Here is a 13,839-nt window from a genome sequence, read left to right as displayed (position 1 = left end):
ATCTGATCCGAAAACCGGAAGACCACTTTTCGGGATCATGACCGTGAGGCATGATCTGATCCAAAATCGAACGACCGCTTTTCGGAATCATGCCTACTCGCGCTGTCCGAGCAACTGCAAGAGCAGCGTGAACAGGTTGATGAAGTTCAGATAGAGCGACAGCGCGCCGGTTATCGCCGCGCGTTCCGCGATTTCTCCGCCCTGCGACGCATAGCCGTAGATGTAGTCATTCTTCAGCCGCTGGGTATCGTAAGCGGTCAGACCCGCGAACACCAGCACGCCGACGACAGACACCACAAACTGCAACGCCGAGCTTGCGATGAAGAGATTCACCAGACTGGCGATGATGATGCCGAACAGGCCCATGAGCAGGAATGAGCCCATGCCGCTCATGTCACGCTTGGTGGTATAGCCGAACAAGCTCAGCGCGCCGAACGAGGCCGCAGTGATGAAGAACACCCGCACGATCGAGGTGTGAGTATACACCAGAAAAATCGAGGACAGCGACAGGCCCATCAACGCCGAGAACGCCCAGAACAACAGCTGCGCGGTCGCAGGCTTAAGCCGGTTGATGCCAAAGGAGATGACGAAAACCATCGCCAGCGGCGCGAGGATGAAAACCCACTTCAACGGGCTCACAAACATCGCGTAGCCGAACGGCGTCAGGTAAGCGTTTCCGATCTGAGCAGCTGCGCCCGATGGATCGTTGGTGACGGCCGCCATGTAGACGCCAAGCGCGGCCAGGCCAGTGATGGCGAGGCCGATCGACATGTAGTTGTAGATCTTGAGCATATAGGACCGCAGACCGGCATCGACGGCCGCGGTATCAACGCGCCCGGCGGTCCGGCCAAACGGAGTGGCATGGTTGCGGTCTAAGTCCGACATGGTCGAATTCCCGTGGTTAGCTGGCATCGCAAGATACCAGTACAAATCTGTCTCGGATACATGGCCTGCTGATATTGGTTTTTGGTCATCAGGACCAGCGTCCTACCGAACCCATATGTGGGAAACTAACACATTCGCCGCAAGCTTCCATGCGCGGCTGAATGTCGCCCTCCGATAATAGAGGCTCGGGGCCTCACCCAGGGGAGCGATACGCAAAAAACTCGCAAGGACCCCAACCACCTGCTCCCGGTAGGAGATCGCCATGAAAATCGCTACATCTTGTTACAAATTCCTCAATACCGAGGCCGGCTTCTGATTGAGTGCCATCAGCGTGCCGGCCAGTCCTAACGCGACTGTGACAATCAGTGCGGCACCTACCACGATAGCCGCACTGCCGGCCTGCCATTCGAAACCGAGCGTCATCAACCGCGTCACGATCAGCCACGCGGCAAGCGAACCAGCCGCCATGCCGAACACCGCGGTGGCGGCACCGATCATGAGGTATTCGAGCGTGTAGGCGCCAAGCAGCCGCGACCTCGTGGCGCCGAGGGTTTTCAGAATCACGGCGTCATAGACGCGGTGGCGATGGCCGGCCGCCAGCGCACCGCCAAGGACGAGGATCGCCGAGACCAGGGTGACGGCGCTGGCGCCACGGATCGCCATGACCAGGTTGGTAACGACCGCCCCGATGGTTTCGAGGGCCTCGCGAACCCGCACGCTCGTCACCATCGGGAACGCGTCGGCCACAGCCTTGATGATCGCGGCATCTTCCGCGGCGCCGTGATGCATCTCGGTCAGGGTCGCGATATGGGTATGCGGCGCGCCGCGAAAGGCATTGGGCGAGAACACCAACACGAAATTGATGCCAAGGCTCTGCCAGTCAACGCTGCGCATGTTGCTGATGGTGGCCGTGATGTCGCGACCGAGCACATTCACGACGACGGTGTCGCCGATCTTGAGCCCGAGCCCGTCGGCGAGCTTCTTCTCAAACGACACCAGCGGCGGCCCATCATAGTCCGGCCCCCACCACTCGCCCTCTACGACCTTCGATCCCTTTGGCACGTCGCCAGTGTAGGTCAGGCCGCGATCACTATGCAGCACCCATTGAGCATCGCGGGAGGGTTTCAGGTCTTCCGCTTTGACGCCGCGCGCCGCGACGATGCGCCCGCGCAGCATCGGCACGTCCTCCACGATCGCCTGCGGAGTCAGCCGCTTGAGAAAATCGTCGAACCGATCCGATACCGACGACGGGATATCGATGAAGTACAATGAAGGGGCACGCTCTGGCAACGACGCCAAGAACTGCCGCCGCAGATTGCCGTCGATCTGGGTGATCGTGACCAGAACGGCGAGACCAAGGCCGAGCGAAAGCACCACGGACGGCGTCAACGTTCCCGGACGATGGATGTTTGAAACCGCAAGCCGCAGCATGGTGATCCGGGATCGCGGCAGCCGCCGCGCCAGCGCCATCAACCCGGAGGCGATGCCGCGCAACAACACAAACACGATCGCCGACGCCGCCACGAACACCAGAGCCACCCGCTTGTCGTAGGCTAGACCAATAGCGATCCCGGCCAACGTTGCGATCAGAAGCATCATCAAGACAAGGTAGCGGGTCTTCGGCCGAAGGACTTCGTGAGCAATGGTATCGCGAAACAAGGCCGCAACCGGAATGTCATGAACCCGTGCTAGCGGCCACATGCCGAACGCCAACGCCGTCAACAGGCCATATACCGCCGACAACGCCAATTCATCGGGGTGCAACGCCGGAACGACCGGCAGCGGGAGCAGATCGCCGAACGCGCCGACAATGATAAAAGGCAGCGTCGCACCGATTACAAGACCGGCAAGTGAGCCGAGAGCGGCCAGCACCATGATTTGAGTTAGATAGATCGCAAACACGTCGCGTCCGGTCGCACCCACTGCCTTGAACGTCGCAATGATGTCGCGCCGCCGGTCGATGTGGCTCTTGACGGCATTGCCGACGCCGACGCCTCCCACCAGCAAGGCGGCAAGCCCGACCAGGGTCAGATACTGCGTAAACCGCAAGATGCTCCGCTCAAGTTGCGGCGAGGCGTTGTTGCGGCTGCGGATGTCCCAGCCTGCCTCCGGCAGCGCCGCCCGCGCGGCATCGGCCAGTGCCGTCGCCGCCCTGTCATCCGCACTATTGCCCGCAAGCCGGACCCGGTAAATCCAGCGCACCAAACTGCCGGGCTGAAGCAATGCCGCGGCGCGCAAACCATCAATGCTGACCAGGAAGCGCGGTCCGAGCCCAAGACCGCCAGCTAGTTTGTCGGGCTCGGCGTCAACCGCGCTGCGGATCTCGAAGGTGGCGCTGCCGACCGTGAGACGATCGCCAATCTTAAGATCCAGTCGCGCCAGGAGAGCCTGGTCGACGGCCGCGCCGAATACCCCCTCACGTTCGGCGAACAGATCGGACATCGGGATGTCCGGCTCCAGCGCCAGCGCGCCGAGCATGGGATAGGCCCGATCGACCGCCTTCAGTTCGATCAGCGCCAGCCTGCCGTCCGTCGCGCGCGCCATCGCGCGCAGCGTCGCCGCCACCGAGACCGTTCCTCGCGCACGCAGGAAGGCGATCTCGTCCGGCTTCGCCTCGCGCTGGATCAACGAAAACGAAACATCGCCGCCAAGCAGCGTGCGGCCCTCGCGCGCCAACCCATCCGACAGACTGGATGCCACGGAACCGACGCCGGCAATCGTCATGACGCCGAGCGCGATGCAGGCGATGAAGACATAGAAGCCACGCAGCCCGCTGCGCAGTTCGCGCAACGCCAAACGCAGTGGAAGAAGCAGCCCGCGGGTCCTGTTTGTCGTCATGCGCGAAGCGCCATTGTGCATTCACGAGTGCGAAAGAAGCGCGCGGTTCTGGAGTCCATGAACACGGACCGGGCGCACCGATGACGTGTTTTTAACCTACCGCAGATCCCCAATGATGGCTGATGAGTCATCGACCTGCCTCGTCGATACGTCCCGAGCGTAGCTTCACCACGCGGTCGCAGCGTTGCGCGAGTGCGCTATCATGAGTCACCAGCACCAGCGTCATACCGCGCTCGGCATGCTTGGCGAACAGGAGATCGACGATCTGCTGGCCGGTCACCTCATCCAGATTGCCGGTCGGCTCGTCGGCGACGAGAATTGCCGGATCAGGCGCGAACGCCCGTGCCAGCGCCACGCGTTGCTGCTCGCCACCCGAGAGCTGCGTCGGATAATGATGCAGCCGCGCGCCGAGACCGACCGCATCCAGCTCGCTCGCTGCGCGCGCCGATGCGTTCGGCGCGCCAGCGAGTTCGAGCGGCACGGCGACATTCTCCAGCGCCGTCATGGTCGGGATCAGATGAAAGGACTGAAACACGATGCCGACGTGACGTCCGCGAAATCGCGCCAGACCGTCTTCGTCGAGAGCATTGAAATGAGTGCCATCGACAACCACTTCTCCGCGGTCGGGACGTTCCAGCCCCGCCATGACCATGAGCAGGGTGGATTTCCCCGACCCGGACGGCCCAATCAAACCGATCGCTTCGGCACGGCCAATGCGGAGACTGATGTCTTTCAGAATATGGACACGCGCGGCGCCGCTGCCGAGTGTGAGATTGACATTGGAAATGGCGATGGCGTCCGGCTTGAGATTTTGGGAATGACTGGCCGGTAACGAGGGTTCAATGAGACTGTCCATGCCTAGTGTCCTGAATCCCAAGTTCGCCTGCCCCGCCGGACCGTTCCGAGCGAACTTCGGATTCAGAAGGACACTAGAAACTTATTATTCCAAAGTGGTTTGGTTCAGAAGGTCTCTAGAGGACTCGCAGCAAAATGGGAGAGACCGTCTGAACCACCATGCTGGCTCATATGGCATTTCTTTTACGGCGGTCGAGAGGGTGATGCGCACCTTTGCGTGGATTCTACTTGGCGCTGGCATCGCCATGGCAGTGCCTGCCCAGGCGGCCGATGAAACGGCCAATGGCCCCGCCAAGATCGTGGTGCTCGGCGACTCCTTAAGCTCCGGCCTCGGACTCCCGGCTGCCGCCGCATTTCCAGCACAATTGGAAAAATCGTTGAAAGACAAGGGCCTGAACGTCACGATCGGCAATGCCGGCGTCTCCGGCGATACCGCGTCCGGCGGTCTCGACAGGCTCGACTGGTCAGTGCCTACCGGCACGCAGGGCGTGATCCTTGAACTCGGCGCAAACGATGCCCTGCGCGGCATTGATCCCAAAGTGACGCGCGCCGCACTGGAGGACATCCTGAAGCGCCTCAAGGCGCGCCATGTCGCGGTCCTGCTATGCGGCATGGTCGCGCCGCCGAATTACGGCGCCGAGTACGCCGCGCAATTCAATGCAATATTTCCCGATCTCGCCAAGAAATACGACGTGCCGCTTTATCCGTTCTTCCTCGACAAAGTCGCGGCGAACACAAGGCTCAATCAGGCCGACGGCATGCACCCGACCGCCGCGGGCGTGGCAATTATCGTCGAACATATCCTGCCCACGGTTGAGGCCTTTGTCCGCGCTATCCGTGAGCAGAAAGGCTGACAACCAAGTGAGCGCCCGCTCTCGCAAGGAATTACCCGCCATGCGGCCGCGCGCTTCGCACGGTCACAGAACTACGGTAAAAATAGCTACTGGTGATTCGTCGCCAGATTGATTTCGAGACTTGCATCGAGGGTTTTGCGATGCCGCGTTTGTTCACCGGGCTGGAAATACCGTCCGATATCAGCCGCACGCTGTCCGATTTGCGCGGCGGTCTGCCGGGCGCCCGCTGGATCGACCCCGAAAACTACCATCTCACGCTCCGCTTCATCGGCGATATCGACGGCGCCTCCGCCAACGAGATCGCGTCGGTGCTGCCCCGGATCAACCGCAAACCGTTCGACGTGACGCTGCGGGGATTGTCGAGTTTCGGCGGCAAGAAACCACGTGCCGTCGTCGCCTCGGTGGAGCCGAGCGCGCCGCTGGTCGAATTGCAAGCCGAACTTGAACGGCTGATGCGGCGCTGCGGGCTGGATCCCGAGGGCCGCAAGTTCACGCCCCACGTCACGCTGGCCCGCTTGCGCGACGCATCCAACCACGACGTCGCGAACTATCTGTCGGTGCGCGGCTATTTCCCGTCCAAGGTATTCACCGCCGAGCGCTTCGTGCTGTTCTCCTCGCGTGCCTCGGTCGGCGGCGGCCCTTACGTTGTCGAGGACTCCTACGCGCTCAGCGCGTGACCGCCGATTCACAAGATCTTCACCACGACTTGTATTTCCGTCCCTCAGGAGTCGAAAACCGACCGATGCTTTCGGTGTCACCCACATCGTTCCGGAATCACTATCAGGCCCTCGTCACGTCAGGCGCGATCGAGGCGGACTCCGCGCAGGCGCGGGCGGTGGAAGCACTTGCCGCGCTGGACGAGCGGCTCATGACCTACAAGCCCGCGGGCAAATCGGGCTTCCTCGACAAATTGTTCCATTCCGACGACGAACCTCCGCCGAAGGGACTTTATATCCATGGTGACGTCGGACGCGGCAAAACCATGCTGATGGACCTGTTTTTCCAGGAGAGCCGGGTCGCCCACAAACGCCGGGTCCATTTTCATGAGTTCATGACAGACGTGCATGAGCGCATCTTTGCTTTTCGCCAAAGCATCGCGCGAGGTGAGATGGCCGACGCCGACGCCGTTCAGCTCACCGCGACATCTATCTTCGAGCAGGCATGGCTTTTGTGCTTCGACGAATTTCATGTCACCGATATCGCCGACGCCATGATCCTGGCCCGTCTGTTCGCGCGGCTGTTCGAACTCGGTACCGTCGTGGTGGCGACATCAAACGTCCCTCCTGAGAACCTCTACGAAGGGGGTCTCAATCGCGTGCTGTTCCTGCCGTTCATTGCGCAGATCGAGGAGCGTATGGACGTTCTGCGTCTCGACGCCCGCACTGATTTCCGCATGGAGAAACTCGCCAGCGTCAAGATGTGGCTGACACCCGCCAACGCCGAGGCTGAGGCGGCGCTCGACAGAGCCTGGACGCTCATGACCGGCGGCGCGCCCTGCGAGCCGCGTGACATCGCGATCAAGGGCCGCCTTCTGCACGTGCCATGCTCGGCCCACGGCGTGGCCCGGTTTTCGTTTGCCGATCTCTGCGAGCAGCCACTTGCGGCGCCCGACTATCTACGGCTCGCGCGCGACTATCACACTCTTATGATCGACCACATCCCGGTGATGGACTATGACGACCGCGACGCCGCCAAGCGGTTCATCGCCCTGATCGACACGCTGTATGACAACGGCGTGAAACTGATGGCGTCGAGCGATAGCGATCAGCTTTCGCTCTATCGCGCCAACGACGGCTTCGAGGCGAATGAATTCAAACGCACCTCCTCGCGTCTGATCGAGATGAACTCGGACTCCTATCTGGCGAGGGCCCATGGTCGCAGCGATTCCCTCGCCAGCGGAACAGCCACCGGCCTGGTGGAGACTTGACGTTGCACGTTGCGACGCTTGAACAGGTCCCACGAAAGGTCTAACCACGATCCTGTCGATATTCTCCCTTCCCTGCTCTTTGTCATCAAAGGACAAAATTTCCATGGCGCGCGACAAGATTGGCTTGATCGGCTCTGGTCAGATCGGAGGGACGCTCGCTCATCTCATCGGACTGAAAGAACTTGGCGACGTCGTGATGTTCGATATCGCGGAGGGCGTTCCGCAGGGCAAATCGCTCGATATCGCCCAGTCCTCTCCGGTGGATGGCTTCGACGCCAGGCTGACCGGCACCAATTCCTATGAAGCGCTCGAAGGCGCCAGCGTCTGCATCGTCACCGCCGGTGTCCCGCGCAAGCCGGGCATGAGCCGCGACGATCTGCTCGGTATCAATCTTAAAGTGATGGAGCAGGTCGGCGCCGGCATCAAGAAATACGCGCCCGACGCCTTCGTCATCTGCATCACCAATCCGCTCGACGCCATGGTGTGGGCACTTCAGAAGGCATCTAACCTGCCCGCGAAGAAGGTAGTCGGCATGGCCGGCGTGCTGGACTCCTCACGCTTCCGCTATTTTCTCGCAGACGAATTCGACGTCTCGGTCGAAGACGTCACAGCCTTCGTGCTTGGCGGTCACGGCGACAGCATGGTGCCGTTGGTGAAGTACTCGACAGTGGCGGGCATTCCGCTGCCGGACCTCGTCAAAATGGGTTGGACCTCACAGGCCCGCATCGATGAGATCGTGGATCGCACCCGCAACGGCGGCGCCGAGATCGTCAATCTGCTCAAGACCGGCTCGGCGTTCTATGCCCCAGCCGCCTCCGCAATCGCGATGGCGGAAAGTTTCCTGCGGGACAAGAAACGTGTGCTGCCTTGCGCCGCCTATCTCAACGGCGAATTCGGCGTGGATGACATGTATGTCGGAGTACCCGTGGTGATCGGCGCCAAGGGTGTCGAGCGCATTGTCGAGATTGAACTGGCGGGCAAGGACCGGGAAGCCTTCGACAAATCGGTCGCTGCGGTTCGGGGACTCGTCGATGCCTGCAAAAAGATCGCGCCCGATCTGCTTGACGGCTGATCGGGCACTGCCATTCGGTATCGTTCGGAACGGATACGCGTGCGGCCAGTATTGCGAAATTCAGATGCGGCAACCCACTGCTGGCAAGGACATCTCGAGGTGACTGCCCACCTCGACCCTCCGGCGGGCATATCTTGGCCGGCGGAAATGGTCGAAATTGTTCCTGCCAAAATTGTCCTTCCCGCGGGTCGGAGACCATCCAGATGAACATCCACGAATATCAGGCCAAGGCGTTGCTGCGGGAGTTTGGCGTGCCGGTCTCGCGAGGGGTTGCGGTGCTGAAGGCATCGGAAGCGGAGGCGGCGGCTAAAACGCTCGATGGTCCGGTTTGGGTGGTCAAAAGCCAGATTCACGCGGGTGGCCGCGGCAAGGGCAGGTTCAAGGAAGCCTCCGCCGGCGACAAAGGTGGCGTCCGTCTCGCCAGATCGATCGACGAGGTGAAGCAGTTTGCCGGCCAGATGCTCGGCGCGACGCTGGTGACTGTGCAGACCGGTCCTGTCGGCAAGCAGGTCAACCGTCTTTACATCGAGGAAGGCTTCGACATCGACAAGGAGTTCTATCTCTCGGCACTGGTCGACCGCGAAACGTCCAGAGTTTCGTTCGTGGTCTCCACCGAAGGCGGGGTGAACATCGAGGACGTCGCACACAAAACCCCGGAAAAAATCGTGACCCTCTCGGTCGATCCCGTCACAGGGGTGATGGGCCATCACGGCCGTACCGTCGCCAAGGCGCTGGGACTGCGCGGCGATCTCGGCAAGCAGGCGGAGAAGCTGGTGGCGCAGCTTTATAATGCCTTCATCGCCAAAGACATGGCGATGCTGGAGATCAATCCGCTCGTCGTCACGAGGCAAGGCGAACTGCGCGTGCTCGATGCCAAGGTATCGTTCGACAGCAACGCGCTATACCGCCATTCCGATGTGGTGGCGCTGCGCGACGAGAGCGAGGAAGACGCCAAGGAGATCGAGGCGTCGAGGTTTGATCTGAGCTACGTCGCGCTCGACGGCCAGATCGGCTGCATGGTCAATGGCGCGGGCCTTGCGATGGCGACCATGGACATCATCAAACTCTACGGCATGTCGCCCGCAAACTTTCTCGACGTTGGCGGCGGCGCCTCCAAGGACAAGGTCGCAGCCGCGTTCAAGATCATCACCGCAGATCCGAATGTGAAAGGCATCCTGGTCAATATCTTCGGCGGCATCATGAAATGCGACGTCATCGCCGATGGCGTTGTCGCCGCGGTAAAGCAGGTCGGCCTCAATGTCCCGCTGGTGGTTCGCCTCGAAGGCACCAACGTCGACGCCGGCAAGACCATCATCCGCGAGTCCGGCCTCAACGTTCTGCCCGCCGACGATCTCGACGACGCCGCGCAGAAGATCGTCAAGGCCGTGAAAGGGGTCGCGTAAATGTCCGTTCTGATCGACAAGAACACCCGCGTCATTACGCAGGGCTTCACCGGCAAGAACGGCACGTTTCACTCCGAGGCCGCGATCGCCTACGGCACGAAAATGGTCGGCGGCACCTCGCCGGGCAAAGGCGGACAGACCCATCTCGGCCTGCCGGTGTTCGACACCGTCCGCGAAGCGCGCGAGGCGACCGGCGCCGACGCCAGCGTGATCTACGTGCCGCCGGCCGGCGCAGCAGACGCGATCTGCGAGGCGATCGACAGCGAAATCCCGCTGATCGTCTGCATCACCGAGGGCATTCCGGTGCTGGATATGGTGCGGGTCAGGCGTTCGCTATCGGGATCGAAGTCCCGGCTCATAGGGCCGAATTGCCCGGGCGTTGTGACGGCGGGCGAATGCAAGATCGGCATCATGCCCGCGAACATTTTCAAGCCGGGCCATGTCGGCATCGTCTCCCGCTCCGGCACGCTGACCTACGAAGCGGTATTCCAGACCAGCCAGGAAGGCCTCGGCCAAACCACCGCGGTTGGTATCGGCGGCGACCCGGTCAAGGGCACCGAGTTCATCGACGTGCTGGAAATGTTCCTGGCCGATCCCAAGACCACTTCGATCGTGATGATCGGCGAGATCGGCGGTTCGGCCGAGGAAGACGCCGCCCAGTTCCTGATCGATGAGGCCAAACGCGGCCGCAAGAAGCCTGTGGTCGGCTTTATCGCCGGCGTCACCGCGCCTCCCGGCCGCCGCATGGGCCATGCCGGCGCGATCATTTCCGGCGGCAAGGGCGACGCCGCATCCAAGACCGCAGCCATGGAGGCGGCCGGCATCTTCGTCTCCCCGTCTCCGGCGCGACTGGGAAAAACTCTTGTCGAAAAGTTGAAGTCTTGATTCAGGTCTTGGTCTTTTCGGCGGGAAGTTCCCTCATAAATAGGATAACGTTCAAATTCGCGCTGATCTTGCCGGAGAAAGGCTGTTCTCACTGGCAAAAACGCGTGCGCCGTCTGTTACGCCCATGACCGAAATCGTCAGGACGCGATATGTCTCGCCAGGATGCGAATGCCGCATTTGCCCTTTCCTCGTTCTTGCAGGGCGCGAATGCCAGCTACATCGACGGACTCTACGCCCGCTATGAAAAAGACCCCGGTTCGGTCGATCCCGAGTGGCAGGAATTCTTCAAAAGTCTGAAGGATCCTCCGCAGGACGTCGAAAAGAACGCGGAAGGCCCATCCTGGGCGAGGGCCAACTGGCCGCCAGCTCCCCAGGACGACCTCACCTCAGCGCTCGACGGCAACTGGGCTCGGCTCGAAAAGACCGTGGACGCCAGGGTGCAGGAGAGGACGACAGCGAAACCTTCGGCGCTCGCCGGCGCCGACGTCACTCAGGCTACGCGCGATTCGGTGCGCGCGCTGATGCTGATCCGCGCTTACCGCATGCGAGGGCACTTTCATGCCAGGCTCGACCCGCTAGGTCTCGAACCTGCGCGCGATCACGAAGAACTCGATCCACGTGCCTACGGCTTCACCGAAGCCGACATGGATCGCAAGATCTTCCTCGACCACGTTCTTGGGCTCGAATACGGCACCCTGCGCGAGATCGTGGCGATCTGCCGGCGCACTTACTGCCAGACGCTGGGCGTCGAGTTCATGCACATTTCGAACGCCGAGCAGAAAGGCTGGATTCAAGAGCGCATCGAGGGGCCGGACAAGGAGATCAGCTTCACGCCGGAAGGCCGGCGCGCCATCCTGACCAAGCTCATCGAGGCCGAGGGTTTTGAGAAGTTCTGCGATGTCAAGTTCACGGGAACCAAGCGCTTCGGTCTCGACGGCGGCGAATCGCTGATCCCAGCGCTTGAGCAGATCATCAAGCGCGGCGGCAATCTCGGCGTGAAGGAAATCGTGATCGGCATGCCGCACCGCGGACGGCTGAACGTGCTGACGCAGGTGATGGGCAAACCTCATCGCGCCCTGTTCCATGAGTTTAAAGGCGGCTCGGTGAATCCGGAGGCGGTCGAAGGCTCCGGCGACGTCAAGTATCACCTCGGCGCCTCGAGCGACCGCGAGTTCGACAGCAACCGGATACACCTGTCGCTGACCGCCAATCCCTCGCACCTGGAAATCGTGGACCCGGTGGTGCTCGGCAAGGTGCGCGCCAAGCAGGACCAGCACGGCGATCCTCCCGAACAGCGCAACTCCGTGCTGCCGCTATTGATGCACGGCGACGCCGCATTCGCGGGACAGGGCGTGGTGGCGGAATGCTTCGCCCTGTCGGACCTCAAGGGCTACCGCACCGGGGGCTCGATCCACTTCATTGTCAACAACCAGATCGGCTTCACCACCTATCCGCGCTACTCGCGCTCATCCCCTTATCCGTCCGACGTCGCGAAGATGATCGACGCGCCGATCTTCCACGTCAATGGCGACGATCCGGAAGCCGTGGTGTTCGCTGCGAAGGTCGCGGTCGAATTCCGGCAGAAATTCCACAAGCCGGTCGTAATCGACATGTTCTGCTATCGCCGCCACGGTCACAACGAAGGCGACGAGCCCTCGTTTACCAATCCGACGATGTACAAGAAGATCGCAGCGCACTCCTCGACGCTCGAACTTTACGCCAAGCGGCTGACCACTGAAGGCGTCATAACCGATGGCGAGATCGAAAAGCTGAAAGCCGACTGGCGCGCACGGCTGGACGCTGAATTCGAGGCCGGCACCGGCTACAAGCCGAACAAGGCCGACTGGCTCGACGGCAAGTGGGCCGGCTTCAAGCTCGCCGATCAGAACGAGGAGCCGCGCCGTGGCGTCACCGGCGCGGCCATCGAGACGCTGAAGGAGATCGGCCGCGACATCACGCAGGTGCCGGACGGTTTCCGGGTGCATCGCACGGTGCAGCGCTTTCTCGATAATCGCGCCAAGGCGATCGAGAGCGGCGTCGACCTCGACTGGGCGACGGCCGAGGCGCTGGCCTTATGCACGCTGATGCTGGAGGGCCACAACGTCCGCCTGTCCGGCCAGGACAGCGAGCGTGGCACCTTCTCGCAGCGGCATTCGGTGCTGTTCGATCAGGAAGACGAGAGTCGCTACACGCCGTTCAATCATCTCGGCAAGAACCAGGGCAGCTACGAGGTCATCAACTCGCTGCTGTCGGAAGAAGCTGTGCTCGGTTTCGAGTATGGCTATTCGCTCGCGGAGCCGAACACGCTTACGATGTGGGAAGCACAGTTCGGCGACTTCGCCAACGGAGCGCAGGTGGTGTTCGACCAGTTCATCTCCTCTGGTGAACGCAAGTGGCTGCGCATGTCAGGTCTCGTTTGCATGCTGCCCCACGGCTATGAGGGCCAGGGACCGGAGCATTCGTCGGCGCGGCTGGAGCGGTTCCTGCAGATGTGCGCGGAAGACAACATGCAGGTCGTCAATATCACTACGCCGGCCAACCATTTTCATGCGCTGCGCCGCCAATTGAAACGCCAGATCCGCAAGCCTCTGATCATGATGACGCCGAAGTCGCTGCTGCGTCACAAGCGGGCGGTATCGCGTCTCGACGAACTCGGCGCCGACACCGGATTCCATCGTATCCTTTACGACGACGCGGCAATGCCGCCGGAGCAAAGGATCAGGCTGGTGAACGACGACAAAATTCGTCGCGTGGTGCTGTGCTCCGGCAAGGTCTACTACGATCTCTACGAGGAACGCGAGAAGCGCAACATCAACGATGTGTACCTGATGCGGATCGAACAATTGTATCCCGTTCCGCTGAAGGCGCTGGTGCACGTCCTCGGCAGTTTCAAGAACGCAGAGATCGTCTGGTGCCAGGAAGAACCGCGCAATATGGGCGCATGGCACTTCATCCAGCCTTACCTCGAATGGGTTCTCAACCAGATCGGCGCATCCAACAAACGCCTGCGTTATGCCGGCCGCGCCGCAGCTGCAGCCACCGCGACCGGATTGATGTCGAAGCACCTTGCGCAACTCAAGGCGTTCATCGACGAGGCGCTGAACTGACACGAACAGTCAT

At 61.4% G+C, this 13,839-nt stretch carries 10 protein-coding genes; 7 read left to right on the top strand and 3 right to left on the bottom strand.

The genetic code is table 11. The annotated features are described in order from the left end of the window. Positions 1 to 93: 93 nt before the first annotated feature. The 3 genes from B2M20_RS02840 to B2M20_RS02830 all read right to left on the bottom strand — a co-directional run bounded on the left by B2M20_RS02840 (position 94) and on the right by B2M20_RS02830 (position 4,579). On the bottom strand, positions 94 to 885 hold the full coding sequence (locus B2M20_RS02840) for a Bax inhibitor-1/YccA family protein (protein WP_079445586.1): 792 nt from the start codon (positions 883 to 885) through the stop codon (positions 94 to 96). A gap of 282 nt (positions 886 to 1,167) precedes the next feature. Next, complete coding sequence (locus B2M20_RS02835) at positions 1,168 to 3,723, bottom strand: ABC transporter permease (protein WP_079445622.1); 2,556 nt, start codon at positions 3,721 to 3,723, stop codon at positions 1,168 to 1,170. A gap of 127 nt (positions 3,724 to 3,850) precedes the next feature. Next, positions 3,851 to 4,579 carry an ABC transporter ATP-binding protein gene (locus B2M20_RS02830; RefSeq protein WP_079445585.1) on the bottom strand — a complete coding sequence of 243 codons (729 nt, stop codon included), beginning with the start codon at positions 4,577 to 4,579 and terminating at the stop codon, positions 3,851 to 3,853. A 202-nt stretch (positions 4,580 to 4,781) separates the two neighbouring features. On the opposite strand from B2M20_RS02830, the gene B2M20_RS02825 reads away from it, so the two are divergent. From B2M20_RS02825 to B2M20_RS02795, 7 genes are all read left to right on the top strand, one after another. Further along, positions 4,782 to 5,432, top strand: coding sequence for an arylesterase (locus B2M20_RS02825; RefSeq protein WP_079445584.1), 651 nt, complete (start codon positions 4,782 to 4,784; stop codon positions 5,430 to 5,432). Between the two features lie 140 nt (positions 5,433 to 5,572). Then, positions 5,573 to 6,109: an RNA 2',3'-cyclic phosphodiesterase gene (gene thpR, locus B2M20_RS02820; protein ID WP_079445621.1), complete on the top strand. Its 537-nt coding sequence runs from the start codon at positions 5,573 to 5,575 to the stop codon at positions 6,107 to 6,109. Between the two features lie 65 nt (positions 6,110 to 6,174). Next, entirely contained in the window at positions 6,175 to 7,359 is a 1,185-nt protein-coding gene (gene zapE, locus B2M20_RS02815; RefSeq protein WP_079445583.1) for a cell division protein ZapE, read from the top strand. 103 nt (positions 7,360 to 7,462) lie between these two features. After that, entirely contained in the window at positions 7,463 to 8,431 is a 969-nt protein-coding gene (gene mdh, locus B2M20_RS02810) for a malate dehydrogenase (protein ID WP_079445582.1), read from the top strand. A gap of 203 nt (positions 8,432 to 8,634) precedes the next feature. Next, positions 8,635 to 9,834 carry an ADP-forming succinate--CoA ligase subunit beta gene (sucC, locus tag B2M20_RS02805; RefSeq protein WP_079445581.1) on the top strand — a complete coding sequence of 400 codons (1,200 nt, stop codon included), beginning with the start codon at positions 8,635 to 8,637 and terminating at the stop codon, positions 9,832 to 9,834. Continuing rightward, positions 9,835 to 10,719, top strand: a complete 885-nt coding sequence (gene sucD, locus B2M20_RS02800) for a succinate--CoA ligase subunit alpha (RefSeq protein ID WP_079445580.1) — start codon at positions 9,835 to 9,837, stop codon at positions 10,717 to 10,719. Between the two features lie 149 nt (positions 10,720 to 10,868). Then, a complete protein-coding gene (locus B2M20_RS02795) occupies positions 10,869 to 13,826 on the top strand; it encodes a 2-oxoglutarate dehydrogenase E1 component (protein WP_079445579.1) in 2,958 nt (985 codons plus the stop codon). Positions 13,827 to 13,839: the final 13 nt, after the last annotated feature.

The sequence above is a fragment of the Nitrobacter vulgaris genome (assembly GCF_002028545.1).
Taxonomy (GTDB): Bacteria; Pseudomonadota; Alphaproteobacteria; order Rhizobiales; family Xanthobacteraceae; genus Nitrobacter; species Nitrobacter vulgaris.
The sequence above is the reverse complement of the archived record's forward strand: the minus strand, read 5'-3'. Positions and strand labels throughout refer to the sequence as shown.